The sequence below is a fragment of the Aeromonas sp. R1-1 genome (genome assembly GCF_040908495.1).
Lineage (GTDB): Bacteria > Pseudomonadota > Gammaproteobacteria > Enterobacterales > Aeromonadaceae > Aeromonas > Aeromonas veronii.
Genome location: NZ_JBFODV010000208.1, coordinates 1 through 24,862, shown reverse-complemented (window position 1 = coordinate 24,862; position 24,862 = coordinate 1). Strand labels below are relative to the sequence as shown.

The window sequence follows — 24,862 nt, the reverse complement described above, 5'->3', positions numbered from 1 at the left end:
TGCCAGAGGGGGAAGCTTGTGTGGCAATGTGTGACAAACGGCAACAAAAGAGGGGCCGAATGGCCCCTCATGATTACGGCGCTTTCGAGGCCGTTCGCTTGCCCACCAACCGGTGCAGCAGCCTGTTGTATTTTGCCCAGGAGTGGATCAGCAGGAAGATGCCGAACAGCAGGGCAAGAAACAGTTGCCCCACTTCGATGGCATCCTGCGAGCCGATAAAGCTCTCATCCTCCTCCGCCTCCAGATAGTTGAGCCAGGGTTGCAGGGCCAGAAAAATCCAGCCGACCCAGGTCACCAGCAGGATCAGCAGATCCCGCAGCCGATACTTCCAGCTGCGCCGGGTACCGTTGCTGATGATCATCTCCTTCGCCAGCTTATGTTTTGTCACGGAACGACTCCCCCCTGTCAGGACTCTCCCACACCGCCAGCTGGCCACGACGACGCAGGATCGCCTTGGGCACCGCCACCACCACGGTCAACAGATTGAGCAGCCAGTAGATGAGCGGATACCAGACGCACCAGATAAAGCTGCGGGCCATGCTCTTGTCGTAGTGGTTGTCGATAAAGATGCTGACCCCGAACTGCACCAGACAAATCGCGGTCATCATCACCCCGGTCCACTGGAACAGATGACCCACTGCCAGTCCGCTCACGTTAGGCTCAATCAGCCAGATCAGCGCCAGCAGCAACATGCTGTAGCACCAGGCCACGCTGGAGAGATACTCCAGCAGCAGCAACCAGAAGCGGCGGTTGCGCCAGCGCATCGCCTGCAACCCGTAGCGCAGAAACACCTCGGCCCCCCCCTGCGCCCAGCGCAGCCGCTGCTTGTAGAGACCGCGTACCGTCTCCGGCATCAGCACCCAGCAGAGCGCTTGGGGCTGATAGTGGATGAGCCAGCCGGCAAGCTGCAGCTTCCAGCTGATGTCGATATCCTCGGTCACCATGTCATTGCTCCAGCCACCGACCGCCTCGACCGCCTGCTTGCGAAAAGCCACCACCACTCCGGAGACGGTGAAGACAGTGCCATAGATCCGCTGGGCCCGTTTGATGAGGCCGATGATGGAGCTGAACTCGCCGGTCTGGATCTTGCCGATGATGGTGGAGCGGGTGCGTACCCGCGGATTGCCGGTGACCGCCCCGACTCTCGGGCTCTCGATGAAGTGCTTCACCATCCAGCGCACCGCGTCATAGTCGAGCACCGCATCCCCGTCGATGCCAACCAGGATCTCCCCGCTGGCCACCGCCAGCCCGTTGTTGAGCGCCATCGCCTTGCCCTGATTGTGCTGGTGGAGCACGGTCAGGCGCGGATCCTGCTGTGCCAATCGATCCAGCCGCGCGCCTGTGTCGTCCTTGCTGCCGTCGTTGATGGCCAGCACCTCGAAATCGGGATAGCGCTGGCGCAGCAGGTGGCCGATGGTCTCCTCGACGTTGGCCCCCTCGTTGTAGCAGGGCACCATCAGGGTCACTCTGGGGTAATAGGGGAGCTCCAGCCCCCGCTTGGCCAGCGCGATATCCCGCCGCTCCCACTGGAAGTAGTAATAGAGACCGCCACAAACCCACACCATGGCCATCAGACTGGGATAGGCCAGGGTAAAGATGGCGATCCCTTCCAGAAGCGCCGTCACCGCATCGCCTCCCCGTGGGTGGCCGCAGCGCCGCTGACAGCAACCGGCGTCGCCGGCAGCTGGGCCGGCTGAGGCTGGGTCTGCACCGAGAAGACCGGCTTGAGCACCGCCGGATCCGGCTGGTTGTTGTGGAAATCGTCCGGGTAGTAGCCAAAGTTGGTCACCCCCTTGCGCTGGATGATCTCCATCCAGCGCGCCAGCTCGGCATCGGGGATGGGCCGGTCGGTACGCCAGTTGCGACTCTGCAGCTCGAACACCAGCCGATTGGCCGGTACCTGTGCCAGCGAATCTTCCGCCAGCCTGGCCAGCCATTCGTCGGGGTTTTCTGCCTGCTCCATATAGGGCATAGCCATCACGGCGGTGTAGTCATAGGCCTTGGCAAACGCCGCCATGCTCTGGGCAAACCACTGCTGGGATTGCGGCTCGGTCACCAGCGCCGCATAGATGTTGCGGGCAGTCTTGAGACCGTCGGCTCCCCCTTGCCGGTAACGAGCGGCGGCATCGCGCAGCGCCATGGTGAAATCGATCAGCAGATCCGTCTTCTGCTCCCCTTGCGCCTGCAGCGCATCCGGGGTGCGAGCCAGCGACATCGGCCCCTCGTAGTCGCTGAGGAAGGCGTCGTCATGGAACAGCAGGCCATCGAACTTGGTGTAAAAACCGAGATCCTCGTAGATATCCAAAAGGATTTGACGACTGGCAGGATCCCAGGGCGAAAGGCGCAGATACTGCCCCTTGGCCGGGGCGCCGGTACGGCTGTCGGTGACATAGGCATGGTTCGGCCCCATGTCGTAGGCCATCACCGGCATCCAGGCGAACACCTTGACCCCGGCCCGGGTCTTGAGCTGCCAGGCGACCCGATTGAAGAGATCTGCCTTGACCGGCATATGACGGTTGGGGAAATAGAGCGCCTCCGCTACCCCGTCGCCGTTGTCATCGGCATAGGCCTGCAGATAGACGGTGGTGATGCCGTAACCCTTGATCCGGTCCAGCAGCATGTCGATATTCTTGTTCATCTGCTGCGGATCCTTGTCATAGACATAGTCCAGATCCACGTGCACCAACCGCTCCACCTGCCGCTCCCAGGTATTGCCCCCCATGATCTCGTCCAGAGTTTCGAGGCTGGTGTCCTCCTCCAGCAGATAGCGGCGCACCGTGCTGCCCGAGTCACTCAGCTTGTTGAGCCCTTCCGCCAGGGTGAAGGTGTAGGGCATCCCCGCCGCACGGGCGAGATCCAGCGCAGTCTGGTTGAAGGCACCGTAGGGCCAGACCAGGATCCGTGGTGCCCGACCGGTCTGCTCCCTGAGCTGACTGGCCGATGCGTCGAAGTCGGCTTTTATCCGGGCCCGATAGTCAGCCATGCTCTCGTAGCCATTCTGGCTCCAGCCTGCGGTGGTCACCGCCGGCTGCACGTTGCCCTGCGGGTTGGCGAGCAGCCCGTAGTGGGAGGTGAAAGTGTGGGAGGCCAGCTCCACCAGTCCGGAGTCCTGCATCTCGCGGATCTGAGGCCAGCCGACGAAGTAGCTGCGTGGCAGCTTGTCATTGCCGTACGGGACCATCTTGTCATCGGCAACATCCAGCCAACTGCCCACCAACGCAAAGACCGCCGGATAGTTGTAGAGCTTGAGCAGCGGATAGACCAGCCGGTAGAAGCTCTCGTAGCCGTCGTCGAAGCTGAGCAGGATCGCCTTCTCCGGCAGCTGTGCTTTGCCCGCTTTGGCATCCAGGATCTGCTGGAAGCTGACCGGGTGATAACCCTGCTGCTTGATCCAGTTGAAGTGGCGGATCAGGGTGTCGCGCCGGATGGTCTGGGGATAGAGCTTGAGGTTGGGGGTCAATTTCAGATCGACGATATCGTGGTAGCAGAGCACCACATAGTCATCGGGTTGCCGGGCTGCCTGCGTCAACGAAGGCAGCAGTGCAAGCAGCAAAACGAAAGGAGCAAGCCAGCGTCTCATCACATGAAACTCCATTGCAGATTGGCGAAGATGAAATTTCCGAACTCGGGATTGCCGTCATAGATGGCCTGACGGCGGCCCAGGCCATAGCCCAGGCTGAGAGCGGGAGAGAGGATCCAGTCATGGCGATAGCTGAGCTGCCACCCCTGATCGCTGCCATAGCCCTGCTGCCAGTAGTGGTTACCACTCATGATCAGGCTCTGCAGCAGGGAGCGACGCCCATCCAGCGGCAGCCGGTAGCGCCCCGCCAGCTCCAGCTCCAGATTGCGATCCTGCAAGGGATTGAAGTAGTCGACTTCCAACGCCTCGTTGCGGGAGGTGGCACCACGCAAGGTGGTATCGAACCACCAGCGATCCCGGCGCCAGAGATCCTGACGCAGCCAGCCAGAGGCCGTCAGTCGCCGGTTGCCATCGCTGATATCCATCTGCTCCAGTCGCAGTGCCCCCTCGCGGGTCTCATCCTGACGCCAACCCAGATCGAGCTGGTATTGATCGGCGTAGTTGCCACGCGCCAATGCCCGCAGCGGGGTGTCGGCACTGTTGAGATTGATGGCTGCACCCAATGTCCAGTGATCATCCAGCCGCCAATCGAGGCGACTCCAGAGATAGCCTTTGTGGTTGAGCTCACTGCCCACGCCCCCCTCCAGCGTCAGTTGCAGCGGGTAGAAAAAAATCTCGGCCCCCAGCCCGGTATAGGCGGCGCGCTCGGGCTGCTGGTCGAACTCGCCAAAGCTGCCCTGACGGCGGACAAGCAGTCGATCACCGCCATCAGTACGAGCGCTGTAGAGGCGGCTGTCGTAGCTCCAGTCACGGCTGGCCTGCACCGAGCCCCCTTCGTTGCGGCCATGAGTCAGGTCAGTGACAAATTGCGGGGCCTGCTCCAGAGTCAGCCGCTGCTGTAACTCCTGACGATCCCGGGTCAGGTTGCCAAGGGTGCGCACGGCCTGCGGCGTGCCCTGCCAGTCCCCCTTGTCGAGCCGGGCGTTGAGGCGACCCGGCTCGGCCAGCACGGTGCGTCCTGCTGGCAGCCAGCGCACGGCCTGCCGATACGCCTGCTCGGCCCCGTCGGGATGACCCCGCCAGCGGCGAATATCCCCCAGTTGCAGCCAGAGCCAGGGATTGGCAGGCGCACTCTTCAGCCACCCTTCCAACTGCTGCTCTGCCGCACCCGCCTCACCACGCCAGGCCTGCAGCAAGGTTTTCAGCTGCAATACCTTCTCGTAGTCGTCATTGGCCATCCGCATGTTGCCAGTGAAATCCCAGCGAGTCGGTGGCTCCTGCCAACCAGCCAGCAGACCCTGTGCCGCACCATAGCGCTCGCCATCCGAATAGGCATAGAAGCGTTTCTCCAGCAGGCGTTTGTCTTTGGCCCGTGCAGGGGTCGCTAGTTGCAGGTAAATCACGGAGGCCTCATCCACCCGCCCCAGCCCGGCCAGTGCATCGGCGCGCGCCTCCAGCACATAGTCAGGCAATGGCCCCTCGGCCTGCAGCGTAGCGGACTCCCGTTCGGCTCGGGCAAACTCGCCAAGGGCCACCAGCGTCACCACGACATCTCGGCGGGCACTGATATAGAGCACATGATCGTGGGGGGCGCGGGCCAGGATCCGCTCTTGCAGCGCCAGCGTGCGGGTCAGGGAGCGGCGGGCCAGCACCGGATCCTCGGTCTGGGCCGAGATCCGCAGCAGATTGACCGCCTGGTAGTAGTCGAGCCAGAGCCGGTCGACCGGTTTGAACAGCTTGGGGTAACGGCCCATCAGGTCTGCAGCCGCAGGGCCTGCCCCCAGGCTCACCGCTACCCGATAGAGCGCCAACACCTGCTCGGGATTATCCGGCTCCAGCTCCAGCCACTGCTGACGGGCCAGCAGCTCACCCATGGGGTCCTCACCCTGACGGGCGGCATAGATGCGAGCCTCGAGGATCGCCTGATCGCGGCCAAAGTTGGCCTCATATTCACCCGCAGCGTGGCGGGCCAGCTCGCGGTTGCCCTGATCACTGGCGGTGAGAAACAGCCCGAGCCAGCCATTGCGGTTGGCAGGATCGCGTCCCTGCAGGATGCGGTAATAGCTGATCGCCTCGGAGTAGCGCTTCTCGTCGCGGGCGGCACGTGCCACCCCTTCCAGCGTACTGTTGCTGATGGGGCTGAGCTCGCACGGCTCACAGGCGGCCAGCGCCCCCTTGCGATCACCCCGCCACAGCTGCACGGCAATCAGGTCATCGAGCACCTTGCCATCACCACTTTGTCGATAGAGAGCATCCAGCCCGTGCGCTGCCGCATCCAGCTCTCCCGCCCGGGCCTTGATCACCCAGGCTTCACGCACTCTGTCCACCTCACTGGCGCACACCAGCAGGGGCAGCAGCGCCAACATCAAAAAGATGCGATTCATTCGCAACATACCACCCATAACAAACGCTGGTCGTATCGTCCCTGCACGGCCATGCGGATATACACACCCGTCCGCTCCTGCCTGACGAGCAAGAGGGCTTCCTGACTTGTGTGCTGATTTCGAGGGTGAAAGGCGGGCAACGGCCACACCTTTCCTATGTGCGGCCCAGCCATCTCCGAGCGGAGATCTGAGGCTTTCCGAACCCGATTCACATCGGGAGTGGCAAGGTGGGCGATTTTGCAGCTGTGGACAATTTAGTCAATCCGACAAGATGGGAATGGTTCTCAAGCGGGTGAATAGATCAATCTTTATGCACAAAGATAACTACAGAAAACACTATTAACAAAACAAACAAAAACCCGAGGCGATAAGGTTCCATGAGCTTATGACCTGCTCTGCACAGGCCTATTCATATGAATACATATTTAATCTGAAATCCGCATACCAAAAGCATTATGCGACAGTCTGTGTCGTCAACATTTCTACAGCTGTACCAGCCATCGCAGCGAACAGACATCAGAACCACGCCAAGAGTGCCCCCGGCTCAAAAACCGGGAGCATTCCAGCTTACGCAACAGAGGCTCGTGCGCTGTGGCTCAGGATCCACGCCTCGAAATCGGACAGCATGCGCGCCTCCGACTCGCTGTTGTCGGCGATAAGCTCGGCGCCGTGTACCACCCGGATATGGGCGTCGAGCGGGCTTCCATCGCCAGCCGCGGGGCGCTGCTGGGCGGCAGCCATGCAGGCCTGAGCCTGTTGCCACGCCTCGGCGGCGCTTAGGTTGCATGCCTCGGCCAGCGGCACCGCGCTAAACCCCTCGCCAGTCAGGCTGCGCAGGGTCTCATCGTGACCCATGCCGTTGCCAGGCCCCCAGTAGTGGGCGGCCAGATCCGGCCCGATGCGCGGGTTGTCGGTGAGGTAGCCATCACGCTTGAGGAAGTAGGCGCGGGTCTGCTCCACCGCCATCAGCGCCAGCAGGTAGCCGTGATAGGCGCAGGCCGACTCCTGATTAAGAAGGTGCGGAATGGCCAGCAACGGGCGCGGGCTCTCGACCCCGACAATCTTACGCTCCCACTGGCGGGCCAGCGCCAACACAGCCTCGGGGGTGCGCTCGGCCTCACCCATGGCGTAGAGATCCCGCTCGAAGTAGGCCACCAGCGCGATCTGGCGTTCGTTGAAGGCACGAAACGGCTGGCGTGCGGCGATCATCGCCTTGATAAGCGCATCGGGGAGCGCCTCTCCTGCCGCATTTCTAGCGTAACGTTTGAGCCAGTCGGCATCGTCCAGCAGGCTGTCGCAGAACATCGACTGGGTCTCGGCATAAGCCATGGAAGTTGGCGGGAACTCCTGGGAGAAGCAGGGGGCGTTGCCGGTGACATTGGCAAAATGCGCGGCGTGCCCCCCCTCGTGGAAGAGGGTGTTGAGGCCACTCCAGCCGCTGCCCACCTGCGCCGGATCGGCCAGGCTGGTGAAATTGACCACCGCAGGCACCCAATCCCCTTGCTGGAAGAAGCTCGGAACCGGGCCGTGGCAGAAGCCGTTCTCATACTTCCCCTCCCGTGTCAGCAAGTCCAGGGTCAGGGTCGCCCCGCGATACTGGATGCCGAGCCGGCGGAAGCTCTCGACCCAATCCCGCAGCGCCCGCGAGAAGGGCACGTAAGGATCGAGCTGGCGGGTCACATCGCCGCTCACGCTGTAACGCAGGTTGTGGGGCAGCAGGGCCGCCTCCCCCTTGGCAACCTTCAGCTCTTCCAGACTCTGCTGCAAGCGGGCATCGGTGCGGGCGATAAAGTCGTCAAGGATGGCGAACAGCTGCTCCGGGCTCATCTGCTCGTTCTTGCGCACCTTGTAGTCGAAGTAGTCGCGATAACCCATGGCGCGGGCAAAGCGGTTGCGCAGCGCCACCACCTCGAGAAAACCGTTGCCGACAACCCACTGCTCCAGGGTGCGGAACATGGCGAGCGCGCTCTGGCGCACCGCCTCGTTCGGGCTGGCGGCAAGGGAAGTACTGGCGGCAGGCAGGCTGCCTGCGACCTGCTGGCCCTGCTCATCCAGCAGGGTCAGTTTCAGCCCCTTGCGGCGGGCGAACAGCGCCGCCTCGGCAGCTACCAGCTCATCCATCAGGGCGGATGCGGCGGGATCTTCAATCACATTGCACTCGAAGAAGGCGATCCAGCCTTGCAGGCCGCGCTTGAGATCATCCTCGTCGGCCTGCGCCAACATCTCCCGCAATTTGGGCAGACGGGCCGGATTGGCACAAAAGGCCTTGTAGGCCTGCTCGGCCGCGGTGAAACCGGCCTGATCGTCGCTGGTGCCCATATAGGTGGACCAGAAGAGATCCTCCTTGCGCCTGTGCACCTGCAGGTAGTCGGCGTTGAGCTGGTTGAAGTAATTCCTGGCAATGGAACTCATAAATTCCCTCTTGTTATAGGGTCACCCGCAGCGGGGCCCACTCCTTTTTTTGAAGAAATGCCAAACCATTCACACTCTTTGGCAAAAATTGCGCAGGGATGCGCATCAACACGCTACCAAAAAGTGGGGGTTGCTGTCTGCTGACTATACTGATGTTAAAACGCTCATTTGAGAAAGGTCGGCAAGAGACTGAAAGTAAATGAGTTGTTAAGTCTTACGAACTGGCTGCCGCGGTACAGAGCCACATAAAATCAACAGGGAAATGAGGGTTTAGTCATGTTCAAGCTCGGTGATATCACCGTGAGCCGCAAATTGATCTTGCTGCTCGCACTGGCGTTTGTCGGTTTTGTCTCGCTGCTGCTTATCTCGGCCAACGCGCTCCAGCGCAATCTGATGAGTGAGCGAGAGGCGCGGCTCAATGCGGTACTGGAGCAGGCCATGAGCCAGATCCAGTTTCTGGCCAGCACCCTGCCGGCAGAGCAGGCTCAACAGGAGGCGCGCAAGCTGCTGACCAATACCCGCTTTGATGGCAACAACTATTTGTTCGTCATCGACGAGAACCGCACTATGGTGGTTCACCCCATCCGCCCCGAACTGGTCGGCCAGAAGATGGGTGAAGGGGGCGCCGCCACCACCGGGCAGTTCTGGTATCAGATGGTGGATATCGCCAAAGGGGGCAAACAGGGCACCCTGCAATATGTCTGGACAGGCCCATCGGGCGAAACCGCCGACAAGCTCTCCATGGTATCCGGCTATCAGCCCTGGGGCTGGATCCTCGGCTCCGGCATGCTGCTTCAGGATATTCAGCAGACCATCTGGGCCCAGTACATGAAGATGGGGACCGCCACCGCCATCGTGATCCTGCTGATGGGGCTGCTGGGCTGGCGCATCACCCACTCCATCGTCTCCCCCCTCAGTCAGATCAACCACGCCATGCAGCGGGTCGCCAAGGGGGATCTGGTGGTAAGCATCCCGGTACAGGGCAAGGATGAGCTGGGAGTGGTCGCCCGCTGCACCAACCAGAGTCTCGATGCCATTCGTCACGCCCTGCTGGAGGCCAGCCAGGGGGCTCGCAACGTGGCAGATGCCGCCCTGCGCATCGCCGCCTCTGCCGAGCAGACCAATCAGGCGGTCACCAGCCAGCGGGATCAACTGGCCCAGCTCGCTACCGCCATGAACGAGATGAGCGCCACCATCTCCGATGTGGCCGGGCACGCCGAAAATACCGCGCGGGATACCCAGGAAGCGACCGGAGAAGCTGGCCTCGGCAACCGCGACGTTCATGCCAGCGTGCACGGCATCAAGGCGCTGGCCACCGAGGTGGAGCAGGCCACCCAGCAGGTCAACCAGCTCAAGGAGGGAGTGATGCAGATCAGCGAAGTGACCGCCGTCATCAGCGCCATTTCGGAGCAGACCAACCTGCTGGCCCTCAACGCCGCCATCGAGGCAGCCCGTGCCGGTGAGCAGGGCCGCGGTTTTGCCGTGGTGGCCGACGAGGTGCGCCAGCTGGCCAGCCGCACTCGCCAGTCCACCGAGGAGATCCAGAGCACCATTGCCCAGCTGCAGCAACGGGCCGTCACCGCAGCCAATGCCATGGACACCAGCCGCAAACTGGCAGAGAGCAGCGTCAACCAGTCCCAGCAGGCGGGGCAGGATCTCACCCTGATCGTCAACCACATCCAGCATGTAAGCGATATGGCGACCCAGATCGCGACCGCCGCCGAGCAGCAGAGCATGGTGGCCGAGGATATGAACCGCAACGTCAGCGGCATCAACGACTCGGCGCTGGAGATGTCCCAGTCCGCCTCGCAACTGGCGCAGGAGAGCGAGCTGCTGGCCGGTCTCTCCCGCAGCCTTGATGAGCGGCTTGCGGTGTTCAAACTGGGCAAGGAGTCAGCTGCAGCGCCAATGATGACTCCCGTATCTCCCCCCTCCGGAGGACAGCGCGCCCGTCATTGATGGCGTCAATCCGTGTCGCCTTGTCACCCGACCTGCCAGCCAAGCTGGCAGGTTTTTTTTACGTCAGCAACACGCAATCAACATGCGTCTTATCGACATATTCAACGTTAATCGGTGCCATTCACAGATAAGAGAACAATTTAAAAACAGCCAGTTAGAATGATTTTCGCGCCATTGAATGGCTCATTTAAACATTTAACTTCAAGTAATTAATCAATGCAGTGCACAATGCTGATGGCCGAACATTTGGCCCATCACTAACCATCTAGTCATTTGGCAAACTGACCGAAAGGTCGGGACGCAAAGCCTCCGGTCTACAGACGTTTTGTCCAGGATAGCGGGGTTGCCACACGCAAGTGTGCATCGGGGAACTCCCCGGCCAACTGACTGCCCACATCTATCGAACAGAGGAATGTATGGCAGCAAAAATCCAACTCAATCACATCGCGGCGATGCTGGCCCTGCTGGCCAGCGGCAGCGCCTTGGCCCACGGCTACATCAGCCAGCCAGAGAGCCGCAACTACCTGTGCAAAACCGGTGGCAACAGCCAGTGTGGCGGCGTGCAGTGGGAGCCCCAGAGCGTGGAGGGCCCATCAGGCTTCCCGCAGAGCGGCCCGCAGGATGGTCAAATCGCCTCGGCGGGCAGGCCGCGCTGGAGCGAGCTGAACATCCAGACCAGCGACCGCTGGACCAAGCGTGAAGTACAGCCCGGCCCCTTCGCCATCAGCTGGACCTTCACTGCCAACCACGTCACCCGCAACTGGCGCTACTACCTCACCAAGCAGGACTGGAACCCCAACCAGCCGCTCACCCGCGCCTCGTTCGACCTGACCCCCTTCTGCGTCATCGACGGCAACATGGTGCAGCCGCCCAAGCAGGTGACCCATAACTGCATCCTGCCGGAGCGCACCGGTTATCAAGTGATCCTTGGCGTGTGGGAAGTGGGCGACACCAGCAACAGCTTCTACAACATCATCGATGCCAAGTTCAAAGATGGCAGCCAGCCGCCGCTGGAGTGGAGTCAGGCCGGCACCATCTACCCCTCCATCAACCTCGCGGCAGGTGACAAGGCAATGACCCGGGTATTCGATGCCAACGGCGAGCGCCCTGAGCTGCAGACCGTACTGACCATCACCACCGCCGAGCAGGGCCAGAAGAACAACTGGGCCCATGCCCTCGCCAGCAAGATCAACGCCGAGCAGAGCCTGATCCGCGCCGGTCAGCAAGGAGCCGATGGCCAGTTCAATCCGGTCTACGGTATGAACCCCGTCTATCTGCATCGAGACAGCAAACTGGATCGAGTCGAGATTGACCTGCAACAGCTGCAGCCGCCGGTAGTGGACAGCATCAGCGTCAGCGGTCTGGCCAGCGACTATGTGCTGGACAACGGCAAGGCAACCCTCGATTTCACCGTCACCGCACAGGGCGATCTGGCCGTCACCAACACCCTCTATGACCACGGCGGCGTCGCCAAGGGTGAAAGCAGTGCCGACATCAAGGACAGCAGCCACACCTTTACCATGGCGCTGGAAGGGCTCAAGGCAGGTCACCACCAGCTGGTGATCAAGGCCACCCCGAAAGCGGGCGGCGAGACCATCCAGCAGACCATGGACCTGATGTTCAAGGAGCAGAGCAGCGGCGAATACGACTTCGTCTTCCCGAACTCGCTCAAATCCTATGCCGCCGGCACCAAGGTGCAGCAGCCGAAAAATGGCAAGGTCTATCTGTGCAAGCCCTTCCCCTACAGCGGCTACTGCCAGCAGTGGACCACCACAGCCACCCAGTACGAGCCGGGCATCGGCTCCCACTGGCAGATGGCGTGGGATGAAGTGCACTAACCCACGGTTTGGCAAATAAAAAAGGGCGTCCTCTCTAGCAGGGGACGCCCGGAAAAATCAAACCTTGCGGTTTGCATACCAACGGAACCAAGATCTCACTCTTCACTTACTTCACACACTCAACACACTCTTTAGAACAGGGGTTGTCCATTAACCCTGCCATTTTCCTCCTTCGACGATCACATCATTCGGATCGGTATCAGGGCTCAGCTTGTCACGCACATACTGGTCATAGAGTTTCAGCAGGTACTTCTCCTCCCCCAGCTTGGCGAGACGGTCGTTGACCCAGTCACGCAGCTCGATATTGCCCTTCTTCACCGCCGGGGCGATGGGATCTTCCGAGCCCAGTTTTTCGGGCAGTACCCGATATCCCGGATTCTCCTTGGCCCAGCTGAACAGTACCAGGTTGTCCTGGGCATAGGCGTCGCCACGACCCTGCGCCAGCGCCTGCAGGGATTCAGTATTCTTCTCGAACTTGAGCACCTTCCACTCCGGGTGGTTACGGGTCAGCCAGATGTCAGCCGTGGTGCCGGTGGTCACGATCAGGGTCTTGCTGGCCAGATCGTCGAGCTTCTTGGCCGGGCTCCCTTCCGGCACCAGCACCTGTACCGCGACTCGCAGGTTCGGGTTGGTGAAATCCACCACCTCCCGCCGCTCCGGGGTCACCGTCATATTGGCGAGGATCAGATCCACCTTGTCGCTCTGCAGGAAGGGGATGCGACTGGCTGGCTCCACCGCCACGAACTCGATCTTGTTCTCGTCCCCCAGCAGATCCTTGGCGAAGCGGCGGCCGAGGTCAGTATCAAAACCGACGTAGTTCCCCTTCTCGTCCACGTAGCCAAACGGCGGCTTGTCGGTGAAAACGCCGACGATGAGCTTGTCCCGCGCCTTGATCTTGTCGAGGGAACCGTCCGCCGCATGGGCAGCGCCGCTGGCGATACCCAGTCCCAATAAGGCACTAAGCAGAACCGAGGTGATTTTTTTCATGCTGACTCCTTTCGTTTGATGACATTTGTATAAGAAAACTTGGCGAGGAACTGGCGCGCACGCTGGCTCCTGGGATTGTCAAAAAATTGGTGGGGGGCGGCCTGCTCCAGAATGTGGCCGCCATCCATGAAGACGATGCGATCCGCCACCGCCCGGGCGAAGGCCAGCTCGTGGGTGACGATAAGCAGGGTCATGCCGCTGCCGGCGAGATCGCGGATCACCTCCAGCACCTCCTGCACCATCTCTGGGTCGAGGGCGGCGGTTACCTCGTCAAACAGCATCACCTGCGGGTTCATGCACAGCGCCCGCACGATGGCGATGCGCTGCTGCTGACCACCGGAGAGCTGGCGCGGATAGTCATGGCGCCGCTCCCACAGGCCGATGCGGGTCAGCAGCTGCTCGGCTTGCAGCAGCGCCTCTGCTCGCTCCCGTTTTTGCACCTGAAGGGGGCCAAGCAGCACATTTTCCAGCACCGTCAGGTTGGGGAAGAGGTGATAGCTCTGGAACACCATGCCAATCCGCTGGCGCACCCGCTGCCAGTCGGTGGCACCATCCAGCAGCACACCATCGAAGCGGATCTCGCCACCCTGAATGGGCTCGAGCCCGTTGAGAGTGCGCAGCAAGGTGCTCTTGCCACAACCACTTGGCCCCAGGATGACGATCACCTCCCCGGCGCGCACGCTGAGGCTGATCCGATCCAGCACCAGATTCGGGCCGAACTGTTTACTGACAGAACCGAGTTCAAGCAGAGGTGTCATACCGCATTACCCCATTGTTGCTCCAGCCGGCGCGAGGCGAGCGAGAGCGGATAGCAGACCAGAAAAAAGAACAGAAACAGCAGACCGTAAATAAGCAGCGAGCCATAGGTGCGCTCGATGATCTGCTGGCCCACCTTGATCACCTCCACCACCCCGATCAGCACCGCCAGCGAACTGGTCTTGATGATGCGGGTGTAGATGTTGATGGTCGGCGGTGTCAGCCGCTGCAACGCCTGCGGCAGCAACACATGGCGATAGAGCTGCCAGGTCGAGAGCCCGAGCGCCAACCCGGCCTCCTGCTGACCACGGGCGAGGGAGTTGAGGCCACCGCGCACCACCTCTCCCACCTCGCTGGCGCCCCAGAGGGCGAGTACCAGCACGGCGCACCAGAAGGCCGGAATATCGAGGCCGAAAAAGATCGGCAACCCGAAGAAAAAGAGATAGAGCCACACCAGCACCGGCACTACCCGAAACAGCTCGAGATAAAGCCGCAGCAGACCCCGCACCAACCGGCCGCCCTGTTGTGCCAACACGCCGTAAGCGATACCGCCGAGGGTGGCAAACAGGATGGCCAGCAGCGAGATGGCGAGGGTCTGGCCTGCGCCCACCGCCAGCAGTGGCAACGCCTGCGTCAGCTGCTCAGTAACGGAATTGACCATATTGAGTCCTCCTTTCCTGCGCCTCGGTGGCGAATGGCTGCGGCAGCTGGAAGATAAGTGCCCACATCGGGATCCTCGCCTGCATTAGCGATTCAGTGACCGAACTGACCATGTTGCAGCCTCCTTTCAACGACGCGCAGAGCGAGGGAGAGCGGCAGAAAGATCAGCACGCACATCAAGGTCAGTACCGCCAGCATCTCGTAGGTCTTGTAGTAGAGGGCGATGTAATTCTTGGTGGTGTAGAGCAGCTCTGGCACCGCCACCGCCGAAGCCACGGTTGTCTCTTTGAGCAGAAAGATGAAGTTGGCAAACAGCGCGGGCAGGCTGGCGAGCCAGGCCTGGGGCAGTTGCACGTGGCGCAGCAGCTGCCAGCGAGAAAGCCCGATAGCCCTACCAGCCTCCAGCTGACTGGCGGGCACCGCCTGAATGCCTGCACGCAGCGCCTCGGTCAGATAACCACCGCCGAGGAAGGTCATGGCAATCACCGCGGTGGTAAACCCGGAGAGCGACAAGCCGAACGCAGGCAGCCCGAAATAGAGGAAGAAGAGCTGGATCAGCAGCGGCGTGTTGCGGGCCAGCTCGACATACCCGCGGATCAGCGCGCTGAGCGGCCGCTTGTGCAGGCTCAACAGGGCGACGTTGAGCAGGGCGACCGCCAGCGAAGTGAGGATCACTATGGTTCCCAGCTGCAAGGTGACCCAGACCGCCTTGCCGAAGGCGGGCAGCGTCGTGAGGATGAAGGGCAGATCCAGATTCATGCCGGGATCCTCCCGTCACGCTGCAGACGCTGGGGCAGCACAGTGATCGCATCCGGGTACTTGATGCCGGCACCGGTATTGAGCACGACAACCTGCTCCTGCTCCCGGATCCAGCCAGCCTCGCGCAGTTGACGAGCGGCAGCAAACGCGGCGGCCCCTTCCGGGCAGACAAAGCTTCCTTCGCGAGAAGCAAGCAAGCGGATCTCGCACTGGATCGCCTTGTCATCCACCGCGATGGCGCAACCCTCGGTGCGATAGAGGGCGTCCAGCACCAGAAAATCCCCCAGCGCCTTGGGTACATTGATGCCGAACGCCAGCGTCCGGGAGTCGGGCCAGAAGCTCGACTCGGCGGCTCTCTGTTGCCACGCCTCTACGATGGGCGCGCAACCGCTCGCCTGCACGGCCACCAGCCGGGGCAGGTCCCCCTTGACCCACCCCAACTCCTGTAGCTCGCGCAACCCCTTGTAGATACCGATGAGGCCGACCCCGCCACCGGTGGGATAGATGATCACATCCGGCAGGGTCCAACCCAGCTGTTCGGCAATCTCCAGCCCCATGGTCTTCTTGCCCTCAATCCGGTAGGGCTCCTTCAGGGTTGAGGCATCAAACAGGGCGTGCTCCGCCACCGCCTGCGCCACCTGACGACCGGCATCGCTGATCAGGCCATCCACCAGATAGAGACGGGAACCGGCGAGGGAGGTCTCCAGTCGGGTGATGGCGGGAGCTGCCTGCGGCATGACGATGGTGCTGCGCAGTCCGGCGCGGGCACCGTAGAGCGCCCATGCAGCCCCTGCGTTGCCGTTGGTCGGCATGGCGAAGTGAGTGACGCCGAGTTCACGCGCGCGGGAGATGCCCACCGCGGCACCACGAGCCTTGAAAGATCCGGTGGGGATGACGCTCTCATCCTTCATCCAGAGATCCGGAATACCGATCTGCTTGCCCAGCGTAGGCAGCCGTAGCAGTGGGGTGAATCCCTCCCCCAGCGTCACAACGTGGGCGGGATCCCGTACCGGCAACAACTCGTGATAACGCCACAGGCTGGCCGGGCGCCCCAGCAATGCCGCCGGGTGCCATGCTCGCTTCAGCGCATCGAGATCGTAGCTGGCCAGCAGTGGCGCACCTGCCCGGCTCAGTTGCCAGGGCTGGTCAGCCTCATGGATCTCGCCACTCTTGCTGCAACGCAGATGTGATAGGTAGCTATACGGCATGCTTTATCCTGAATGGATCGACTTTGGTCAGTCACTTATTCCATCCTGCAACCCAAGTACCGGATAACAAACAAAATTAACTGGCAAACCTAAGTGAAAAAATTCATATGAAGCCGTCTGTTTTCGCTGGCAATCTCATCTGCCAGCAATAAGGAAGGGGAGCCATTGGCTCCCCTTCTGCTCTTCTCTTCCGATTCAAATCTGGAAGTCGATGGCTGGCTCGCTGCCCATGGCGCGGGCCTGAATATCCGCCAGCGCCAGCTCGGGGTTGCAGAGCTGGATAAACTGCCAGGCAAAGTTGTGCTGGAACTGCCCCTGCTTGAGGCCAATCCAGGCGGTATGGGGGGCAAACAGATGGCTGCCATCGAGCTGCACCAGCCCCTGATCGCGCTGGGTGTCGAACGCCATGTCGGCCAGTATGCCGACCCCCATCTCCAGCTCGACATAGGTCTTGATGACATCGGAGTCCTGCGCCGTCAGCAGGATCTGCGGCTCGATGCCAGCCGCAGCAAAGGCTTCATCCACCCGCACCCGCCCGGTCAACCCGGCTTGATAGGTGACGATAGGCCAGTTGGCCAGCGCCGCCAGCGTCAGATCCCGCTCGCCTGCCAACGGATGTTGCTCGGGCACCACGATATTGTGGTGCCAACGGTAGTAGGGGAATGCCACCACCCCTTCGCTCTTGTCGAGCTGCTCGCTGCTGATGCCGATATCCACCTCGCCGGTCTGCACCAGCCGCACTATCTCCTCCGGGCTGCCCTGACGCAGCTCCAGCTGCACCAGCGGAAACTGCTCGCGAAACGCCTTCACCACCCGCGGCAGGGCATAGCGGGCCTGGGTATGGGTGGTCGCCACCAGCAAGCGGCCCGAGTCGCGGTTGGCAAAGGTGCTGGCCAGTTTGCGGATGTTGTTGGCGTCATTGAGAATGCGCTCGGCAATCACCAGCAGCTCCTTGCCAGGCTCGGTCATACCGAGCAGCCGCTTACCGTAGCGGATAAAGAGCTCGATACCGAGCTCCTCTTCCAGCTCGCGGATATGGCGACTCACCCCGGATTGCGAGGTAAAAAGGGCATTGGCCACCTCGGTCAGGTTGTAATCCCGCCGCGCTGCCTCCCGGATAATACGTAACTGCTGGAAATTCACCTTGTCGCCTCCTGCGAAGAGTGGGCGACACAATCTGCTCGCCCCTCTCATTTTTGTTATTTGGCCGGATCATGCCCGGCTGACAGCCTGAACCGGGCGGCCACACCGCCCGTAACACAGCATCAAATCTGATAGTCGGGATAGAACTGCGCCTGTCTGGCCACCAGCTTCACCCCCTGACCCGGGGCAAACAGCTTGGCCGCCTCCTTGGTCAGCTCCGCCTCATAGTGAGCCCCTTTGGTCTCACCGTCACCGCGCAGCTCCACCCGAATGCGCGGCCCCATGGGCAGCAGGCGGGTAATGGTGGCGCGGATCCCGCCCGGCGCATCGGCTGGCAAGATCTCCAGCTCATGGGGGCGGACATAGGCGATGGCGGCACTGCCGTGAGCCAGATGGGAAGCCGACGGCCCGCCGAGCAGCTGCTTGCCGACACCGAATCCCTGCTCCGCCACCCGACCGCGGAACTGGTTCACACTGCCGAGGAAGCTGTGGACGAAGGAGCTGGCGGGCTGGTCGTAGACCTCGGCCGGGGTGCCGATCTGCTCGACCCGTCCGGCATTCATCAGCACCACCCGATCCGCTACCTCCAGCGCCTCTTCCTGATCGTGAGTCACGAACAGACTGGTGACGTGCAGCTCGTCGTGCAGCTCGCGCAGCCAGCGACGCAGCTCCTTGCGCACCTGCGCATCGAGGGCACCGAAGGGCTCGTCCAAGAGCAGTACCTTGGGCTGCACCGCCAGCGCGCGAGCCAGCGCGACCCGCTGACGCTGGCCGCCGGAGAGCTGGGTCGGGTAGCGCTCGGCCACGTGGCTGAGCTGCACCAGATCCAGCAGCTCCTTGACCCGGGCACGAATGGCAGCCTCGGCCGGGCGTTCACTGCGCGGTTTGACCCGCAGGCCAAACGCTACGTTCTCGAACACCGTCATGTGGCGAAACAGGGCATAGTGCTGGAACACGAAGCCGACGTTGCGCTCGCGCACATGGAGATCCGAGGCGTCCTCACCACGGATGATGACGCTGCCACTGTCGGCCTGCTCCAGCCCGGCGATGATCCGCAGCAAGGTGGTCTTGCCACAACCGGAAGGGCCAAGCAGGGCCACCAGCTCACCGTCGTGAAAGTCGAGGTTGATGTCTGCCAGCGCCGCGTACTGATTGAAATACTTGTTGAGTTGTTGAACCTGAATGCTCATGGCTGCCTCTTTATAACGGTGATTCAGTGAGATTTGGTGGGCTGGGCACGCAGCCGGGCCAACAGGGTTTCACCCAGCAGGGTGAAGATCCCGAACAGAGCCAAGAGGCTTGCCACTGCAAAGGCGGCGCCGGTCTGGTACTCGTTGTAGAGGATCTCGATATGCAGCGGCAGGGTATTGGTCTGGCCGCGAATATGACCGGAAACCACCGACACCGCGCCAAACTCCCCGACCGCACGGGCGGTACAGAGCAGCAGGCCATACATCAGGCTCCAGCGAATGCCGGGCAGGGTGACACGCCAGAACATCTGCAGACCGCTCGCCCCCAGCATGATGGCCGCCTCTTCCTCTTCCGGGCCGCGCGCCTCCATCTGGGGCAGCAGCTCGCGCACCACGAAGGGCACGGTAATGAAGGTGGTGGCCAGGATGATCCCCGGGGTGGCAAAGATGATCTTGATGTCATGTTCGCTCAGCCAGTCACCGAACCAGCCGCGGCTGCCGAACATCAACACCAGCATCAGACCGGCGATCACCGGCGACACCGAGAAGGGCAGATCGATGATGGTGATGAGCAGCTGCCGACCGGGGAAGCGGAAACGGGCGATGGCCCAGGCCGCCGCGATCCCGAACAGCAGATTGAGTGGAACCGCACAGAGGGTCACCAGTGCGGTGAGACCGAGGGCGCTCAGAGCATCCGGCTCGCTGATGGCGTGCCAGAAGAAGGCGAGCCCCGGCGTCAGCGCCTGAATAAAGACGGTGGCCAACGGCAGCAGCAACAGGGCGGCAAACCAGCCCAAACCGACCGTGATGAGCAGCCACTTGACCCACTGAGGTTCACGGATCACGACCGGTGCCTTGCGAGCGGGGGTCGCCTCTACAGAGGCCGCCTCAATGGCGATAGCAGATGAACTCATATCCGGCTCCCTCCGATGCGAGACCAGCTCCAGGCCTGCAACTTGTTGATTAGCAGTAACAAAATGAATGAGATCAGCAGCATCACCACTGCGATGGCGGAGGCACCGGCGTAGTCATACTCCTCCAGGTGGCTCATGATCATCAGCGGCGCGATTTCCGAGACCATCGGCAGGTTGCCGGCGATGAAGATGACGGAGCCGTACTCCCCCACCCCGCGGGCAAACGCCAGCGCAAAACCGGTCAGCAGGGCAGGCACCAGGGTGGGCCAGAGCACTCGCAGAAAGGTCTGCCAGCGATCGGCGCCGAGGCTGGCGGCCGCCTTCTCTTGCTCGGTTTCAGCCTCCCGCAGCACCGGCTGCAGGGTACGCACCACAAACGGCAATCCGATAAAGGTGAGGGCAATCACCACCCCAATGGGGTTATAGGCGAGCTGGATGCCGAGCGGCGCCAGCAACTGGCCGATCCAGCCGTTGGGGGCGAAGATGGCGCACAGGGCGATGCCGGAGACGGCGGTCGGCATGGCGAATGGCAGGTCGATCAGCGCATCCACCAGACGACGACCGGGGAAGGTGTAGCGCACCAGGATCCAGGCCAGGATCAGGCCAAACAGGCTGTTGAGCAGCGCCGCAACAAAGGCCGCACCGAAGCTCAGGCGAAAGGAGGCGAGCACCCGGGGGGAACCGATCACCTGCCAGAACTCGGCGGCGGTCAGGTTGTTGATCGCAAACAGTACCAGGGCCGAGAGCGGCAACAGCACCAGCAGGCCCAGATAGAGCAGGCTGAACCCCAAGGTGGGGCCAAAACCGGGCAGGACAGAATAAGAACCAAATCGCATAACACATCCATCTGTTATGAAGAATTTTCGATATGGTGATTCTGCGCACTCCCCTCATCGGCAACAAACATCAATTGCGACTTTGCTAATCACTTTTTTGTCTAACCGCAGAGTCACAAGGCTCTTGGGGCACTCCAAATAAAAAAAGGTCTTTTATATAAATAAAAGACCTAAGAAATGGAGCAATACGGAGCGGAGCATTCAAAGAACGGGGGCATGGAGTAGCCAGCGAACAGCGCGCTCGCCAACCCTCCAACCACTTCACAGATACCTAGCGAAAGCCCAGTACGACCGGCCGGGGCGATGCGGTCTTGACCGGTGCCACTACCAGCTCACCACGGCGGTAGAGTGCCCCCAGCAAATGCAGCCCCTGATGCCAATCCCCATGACCGGACTGGGCATTGATATGGCCCGCCTCACCGGCATCGAACAGCGGCACCTGCCACTGACGGCTCCAGTACTCGGCCCGTTCAAAGCTCATCCAGGGATCGTTGCGGCTGGCCACAAGCTGGGCCGACACCTGCAGCGGCCCGGCCAAGGCCTCATCCGCAATGCCAAAACGGGCGGGATCGGCGGGCGCCACCAGAAAGATCGAGGCCACCTTCTCCGGCTGCAAGCGGGCCGCCGCGATGGCGGTCAGGGCGCCGAAAGAGTGGGCCACCAGATGGACCCGGCTGCGGCGACGTTTCAGCTTGCTCGCCAGCTTGGCACTCCAGACCCTGAGGTCCGGCTTGTCCCACGGCAGCCCGGTCATCAGCTGCCATTGGGGAAAATGATCGTGCCAGCGGCTCTGCCAGTGATCCGGCCCACTGTTGTGCAGACCGGGAACCAGGAGGATCTTGTTCATCTTGGTGCTCCTATCGGCTGGCACAGGGGCCAGTTCAGTGATGGATAACGAAGCTATCAACGACCCGGCTGATAGATCTGGTCAAACAAACCACCCTGGGCGAAGTGTTTCTTCTGGGCTTTCTCCCAATCCCCTTCCAGATCCTTGACGGTAAAGAAGGCAAGCTGTGGGAACTGGGCTGCCGTCTCCTTCAGGATCGCCGGGTTGCTGGGGCGATAGTGATGTTTGGCGACGATATGCTGCCCCTCGTCAGAGTAGAGATAATCGAGATAGGCCTTGGCCACCACTTCGGTACCGTGCTTCTTGGCCACCTTGTCCACCACCGCGACCGGCGGCTCCGCCAGAATGGAGACCGAAGGCACCACCAGCTCGAACTTGTCGCTGGCACCCGCCTGACCAAGCACCAGCAAGGCTTCGTTCTCCCACGCCAGCAGCACGTCACCGAGACCGCGCTCGGTAAAGCTGGTGGTGGCACCGCGGGCGCCTGAGTCCAGCACCTTCACGTTCTTGAATAGATCGCCAACAAACTGCTTGGCCCCCTCTTCACTGCCGCTCTTCTTCAGGGCATAGCCCCAGGCGGCCAGATAGTTCCAGCGTGCCCCGCCGGAGGTCTTGGGGTTGGGAGTCACGATGGCGACATCCTTGCGCACCAGATCATCCCAATCCTTGATCTGCTTGGGATTGCCCTTGCGCACCAGGAAGACAATGGTGGAGGTATAGGGCGAGGCGTTGTTGCCGAGGCGACTCTGCCAGTCGGCAGCGGTCAGCCCCTCCTTGGCGATGGCGTTGACATCGTAGGCCAGCGCCAGCGATACCACGTCGGCCTCCAGTCCATCCACCACAGCGCGGGCCTGCTTGCCGGAGCCACCGTGAGACTGGCTCACCACCACGTCGTCGCCGGTTTTGGCCTTCCACTCCTTGGCAAAGGCGGCGTTGTACTCCTGAAACAGCTCGCGGGTCGGATCGTAAGAGACGTTGAGCAGGCGGATCTCGGCGGCATTGGCCTGGCCAAATGCCAGCAGAGAGAGCAGGGTCAGGGCGGTCATTCGCAGTTTCATGGTGATACTCCATATCTTGTTGGGTTGAGAACAGCATGCCGTGGAGTTGTTATGCCCAGAAGAAAGAAATAACTCTTTGCTTATCTCTTTTGCTCATATCAGCTCAGCCACCCGCACCGGGAGCCGGACGCAGACTCTGTGAGCCATGCCCCTCTGGCCCCTTGCTCGCTGTGCCATCATGGGAACAAGGCAGGCAGATGACGAAAAGGAAGTCGTTATGTGGATCAATGCAGAACCGGTCAACGGAGCCCTGGTCTCGCTGGCCATCGGCCTTATCATCGGGCTGGAGCGGGGCTGGCAGGTGCGCCAGCTGGGGGATAACCAGCGCATCGCCGGGATGCGGACCTACGGCCTTATCGGCCTGCTCGGCGGGGTCTGCGGCTTGCTGCTGCCAACCCTAGGCCCCTGGCTGCCGCTGCTCGGCCTGCTGGCGGTGGTGACCGGCTGCGGCCTCTCGGTCTGGCTGGCCCAGCGCTGGCAAGGGGAGTTCGGTCTCACCAGCTCGGTAGCCATGCTGCTCACCTATCTGCTGGGGCTGATGTCGGTACTGCTGAGCCCGAGCGAGGCGGTGGCCTGCGCTGTGCTGGCTGCCCTGTTGATGGGCTTGAAGGGACAGATCCAGCAGGGGATGCTGTTTCTGAGCGAAACCGAATTCCACGCAACCCTGCGCTTTCTGCTTATCTCGCTGGTGCTGCTGCCGGTGCTGCCCAACGAGGAGATGGGGCCCCTCGATGCTTTCAATCCCTTCAAAATCTGGCTGATGGTGGTGGTGATCGCCGGCATCTCGTTTTGTGGCCACTTCGCAGTACGTCTGCTCGGCACCCGCGCCGGGCTGGTGCTCACCAGCATACTGGCGGGATTGGCCTCCTCCACCGCCCTCACCCTGCAGTTTGCCCGCCTCAACAAGGAGCAGGGGGGGCTGGAGCGACTGCTGGCCACCGGCATCCTGCTGGCGGGGGCCACCATGTGGCTGCGGCTGCTGGTACTGGTGCTGCTGATTCACAGCGAACTGGCGATGCGCCTCGCCGCCCCGTTCGTATTGCTGGCGGCCACGGTCTATGGCTTTGCCCTCTGGTTCTGGCGTCAGCGTGAGGAGCTGATTGACGGCCCAGTAAAGCCGGAAACCAGCAACCCGCTCGATCTTGCCACCGCCATCAAGTTCGGCCTGCTGCTGGCGCTGATCGGCTTTATGGCCACCCTGCTGCAAGACAGGGTGGGCAACTCGGGGGTCTATCTGCTGGCGCTGGTGTCGGGGATCACCGACGTGGACGCCATCACCTTGTCGCTCTCCCAGCTCTCCCACAAGGAGCTGGCGCTGGAGGTGGCCGCCCGCGGCATCCTGCTCGCCGGGCTGGTCAACTCGCTGGTGAAGGGGTTGCTGGCCCTCGGCATTGGCGGCCGCAGTCTCGGGCTGCGGGTGCTGCTCCCCTACTTCGTCTCGGCCCTGCTGATCCTGCCCCTCCTCTGGCCAGCAGGATGACCGGGATCACCTGCAACAAGTGACAGACTGACGCCTCTCGCGCTTGTCACGTATACTGCCCTCTCTTGCAGCATGAGGAGGTAGCAATGGCGAGCGACTGGGACAAGGTACTGGCAGGCGGGGCGCTGGATGGCCAGAGCGAGGAGATAGCGAACGACCGGATCCGCGGTCAGGCGCTGCTGGCCCAGCTTAATGGTTCACCTGCAGGCGATGCCCCTCTGCGCCAGCAGATTTGCCGCGAGCTGTTCGGCCACTGCCCCGACTCCTGCTGGATCAGCACGCCCTTCACCTGCGAGTTTGGCCGCAACATCCATATCGGCGAGAAGACCTTCTTCAACTTCAACGTCACCATTCTCGATCTGGGTGAAGTGCATATCGGCAGCCATGTGCTGCTGGCCCCCAACGTGCAGATCTACACCGCCACCCACACCATGAACTATCTGGAGCGACGCAACTGGACCGCCTACAACAAGCCGGTGCGGATCGGTGACGACTGCTGGATTGGCGGCGGTGCCATCATCTGCCCCGGCGTCACCATAGGGCCGCGCTCCATCATTGGCGCAGGCGCAGTGGTCACCCGCGACATCCCGGCCGACTCGGTGGCGGTGGGAAATCCGGCCAAGGTGATCCGCACCCTCAAGCAGGACGAGGAGCGCTGCTGGGAGCTGGCCCAGTGATGGCGCTGGCGCTGCTGCCACTGGGCGCCGCCCTCTGGCTCGGCCTCGGCGAGCAGCAGTGGTGGCCGCTGGCCGTGTTGCTCTTCATGAGTCTGCTCACGGTCGCCGCCTACGCCTGGGACAAGCGGCAGGCGGTGCGGGGCGAGTGGCGCATTCCCGAATCCCGCCTGCATC

At 61.9% G+C, this 24,862-nt stretch carries 21 protein-coding genes and 1 riboswitch; of the genes, 5 read left to right on the top strand and 16 right to left on the bottom strand.

The window, feature by feature from the left end:
- Positions 1–73: 73 nt before the first annotated feature.
- The 5 genes from AB5Y92_RS13425 to AB5Y92_RS13405 all read right to left on the bottom strand — a co-directional run bounded on the left by AB5Y92_RS13425 (position 74) and on the right by AB5Y92_RS13405 (position 8,376).
- The gene (locus AB5Y92_RS13425; RefSeq protein ID WP_368226957.1) at positions 74–388 is read right to left on the bottom strand and encodes a hypothetical protein; all 315 of its coding nucleotides are present in this window, start codon (positions 386–388) and stop codon (positions 74–76) included.
- Positions 375–1,625: a poly-beta-1,6-N-acetyl-D-glucosamine synthase gene (gene pgaC, locus AB5Y92_RS13420; protein ID WP_368226956.1), complete on the bottom strand. Its 1,251-nt coding sequence runs from the start codon at positions 1,623–1,625 to the stop codon at positions 375–377. The genes AB5Y92_RS13425 and pgaC overlap by 14 nt, the downstream gene beginning before the upstream one ends.
- Positions 1,622–3,580, bottom strand: coding sequence for a poly-beta-1,6-N-acetyl-D-glucosamine N-deacetylase PgaB (gene pgaB, locus AB5Y92_RS13415; RefSeq protein WP_164536025.1), 1,959 nt, complete (start codon positions 3,578–3,580; stop codon positions 1,622–1,624). Before pgaB ends, pgaC begins: the two co-directional genes overlap by 4 nt.
- Complete coding sequence (gene pgaA, locus AB5Y92_RS13410; RefSeq protein WP_368226955.1) at positions 3,580–5,964, bottom strand: poly-beta-1,6 N-acetyl-D-glucosamine export porin PgaA; 2,385 nt, start codon at positions 5,962–5,964, stop codon at positions 3,580–3,582. The genes pgaB and pgaA overlap by 1 nt, the downstream gene beginning before the upstream one ends.
- Before the next feature lie 567 nt (positions 5,965–6,531).
- Entirely contained in the window at positions 6,532–8,376 is a 1,845-nt protein-coding gene (locus AB5Y92_RS13405; protein WP_368226954.1) for a M3 family metallopeptidase, read from the bottom strand.
- Between the two features lie 276 nt (positions 8,377–8,652).
- Between AB5Y92_RS13405 and AB5Y92_RS13400 the strand changes: the two genes are divergently transcribed.
- Both AB5Y92_RS13400 and gbpA read left to right on the top strand, forming a co-directional pair.
- Positions 8,653–10,335, top strand: coding sequence for a methyl-accepting chemotaxis protein (locus AB5Y92_RS13400; protein ID WP_368226953.1), 1,683 nt, complete (start codon positions 8,653–8,655; stop codon positions 10,333–10,335).
- Between the two features lie 265 nt (positions 10,336–10,600).
- Positions 10,601–10,686: riboswitch (cyclic di-GMP riboswitch) on the top strand.
- 65 nt (positions 10,687–10,751) lie between these two features.
- Positions 10,752–12,173 (top strand): N-acetylglucosamine-binding protein GbpA, encoded by a 1,422-nt coding sequence (gene gbpA / locus AB5Y92_RS13395; RefSeq protein WP_368226952.1) that lies wholly within the window; start codon positions 10,752–10,754, stop codon positions 12,171–12,173.
- 150 nt (positions 12,174–12,323) lie between these two features.
- Here the strand turns inward: gbpA and AB5Y92_RS13390 are convergent, their stop codons facing one another.
- The 11 genes from AB5Y92_RS13390 to AB5Y92_RS13340 all read right to left on the bottom strand — a co-directional run bounded on the left by AB5Y92_RS13390 (position 12,324) and on the right by AB5Y92_RS13340 (position 22,531).
- On the bottom strand, positions 12,324–13,160 hold the full coding sequence (locus AB5Y92_RS13390) for a transporter substrate-binding domain-containing protein (RefSeq protein WP_040067363.1): 837 nt from the start codon (positions 13,158–13,160) through the stop codon (positions 12,324–12,326).
- Positions 13,157–13,918 carry an amino acid ABC transporter ATP-binding protein gene (locus AB5Y92_RS13385; RefSeq protein ID WP_040067361.1) on the bottom strand — a complete coding sequence of 254 codons (762 nt, stop codon included), beginning with the start codon at positions 13,916–13,918 and terminating at the stop codon, positions 13,157–13,159. Before AB5Y92_RS13385 ends, AB5Y92_RS13390 begins: the two co-directional genes overlap by 4 nt.
- Positions 13,915–14,577: an amino acid ABC transporter permease gene (locus tag AB5Y92_RS13380; RefSeq protein WP_159142968.1), complete on the bottom strand. Its 663-nt coding sequence runs from the start codon at positions 14,575–14,577 to the stop codon at positions 13,915–13,917. The genes AB5Y92_RS13385 and AB5Y92_RS13380 overlap by 4 nt, the downstream gene beginning before the upstream one ends.
- Positions 14,578–14,669: 92 nt before the next feature.
- The gene (locus AB5Y92_RS13375) at positions 14,670–15,335 is read right to left on the bottom strand and encodes an amino acid ABC transporter permease (RefSeq protein ID WP_164536019.1); all 666 of its coding nucleotides are present in this window, start codon (positions 15,333–15,335) and stop codon (positions 14,670–14,672) included.
- Positions 15,332–16,543 (bottom strand): threonine synthase, encoded by a 1,212-nt coding sequence (locus AB5Y92_RS13370; protein WP_164536018.1) that lies wholly within the window; start codon positions 16,541–16,543, stop codon positions 15,332–15,334. The genes AB5Y92_RS13375 and AB5Y92_RS13370 overlap by 4 nt, the downstream gene beginning before the upstream one ends.
- 195 nt (positions 16,544–16,738) lie before the next feature.
- Positions 16,739–17,686: an HTH-type transcriptional regulator Cbl gene (gene cbl / locus AB5Y92_RS13365; RefSeq protein WP_139441228.1), complete on the bottom strand. Its 948-nt coding sequence runs from the start codon at positions 17,684–17,686 to the stop codon at positions 16,739–16,741.
- Between the two features lie 122 nt (positions 17,687–17,808).
- Positions 17,809–18,876, bottom strand: a complete 1,068-nt coding sequence (locus tag AB5Y92_RS13360) for a sulfate/molybdate ABC transporter ATP-binding protein (RefSeq protein ID WP_368226951.1) — start codon at positions 18,874–18,876, stop codon at positions 17,809–17,811.
- Between the two features lie 23 nt (positions 18,877–18,899).
- Positions 18,900–19,790, bottom strand: a complete 891-nt coding sequence (gene cysW, locus AB5Y92_RS13355; RefSeq protein WP_005343065.1) for a sulfate ABC transporter permease subunit CysW — start codon at positions 19,788–19,790, stop codon at positions 18,900–18,902.
- Entirely contained in the window at positions 19,787–20,626 is an 840-nt protein-coding gene (gene cysT / locus AB5Y92_RS13350; RefSeq protein WP_368226950.1) for a sulfate ABC transporter permease subunit CysT, read from the bottom strand. The genes cysW and cysT overlap by 4 nt, the downstream gene beginning before the upstream one ends.
- A 271-nt stretch (positions 20,627–20,897) precedes the next feature.
- Positions 20,898–21,473 carry an RBBP9/YdeN family alpha/beta hydrolase gene (locus tag AB5Y92_RS13345; RefSeq protein WP_368226949.1) on the bottom strand — a complete coding sequence of 192 codons (576 nt, stop codon included), beginning with the start codon at positions 21,471–21,473 and terminating at the stop codon, positions 20,898–20,900.
- A 56-nt stretch (positions 21,474–21,529) separates the two neighbouring features.
- Positions 21,530–22,531, bottom strand: a complete 1,002-nt coding sequence (locus AB5Y92_RS13340; protein WP_064337396.1) for a sulfate ABC transporter substrate-binding protein — start codon at positions 22,529–22,531, stop codon at positions 21,530–21,532.
- Between the two features lie 217 nt (positions 22,532–22,748).
- On the opposite strand from AB5Y92_RS13340, the gene AB5Y92_RS13335 reads away from it, so the two are divergent.
- From AB5Y92_RS13335 to AB5Y92_RS13325, 3 genes are all read left to right on the top strand, one after another.
- The gene (locus tag AB5Y92_RS13335) at positions 22,749–24,011 is read left to right on the top strand and encodes an MgtC/SapB family protein (RefSeq protein WP_368226948.1); all 1,263 of its coding nucleotides are present in this window, start codon (positions 22,749–22,751) and stop codon (positions 24,009–24,011) included.
- Positions 24,012–24,097: 86 nt separating this feature from the next.
- A complete protein-coding gene (locus tag AB5Y92_RS13330; RefSeq protein ID WP_164536014.1) occupies positions 24,098–24,688 on the top strand; it encodes a sugar O-acetyltransferase in 591 nt (196 codons plus the stop codon).
- Positions 24,685–24,862, top strand: a 178-nt coding sequence (locus AB5Y92_RS13325; protein ID WP_368226973.1) for a DUF1294 domain-containing protein, incomplete at its 3' end; no start/stop codon positions are given. The genes AB5Y92_RS13330 and AB5Y92_RS13325, both read left to right, overlap by 4 nt.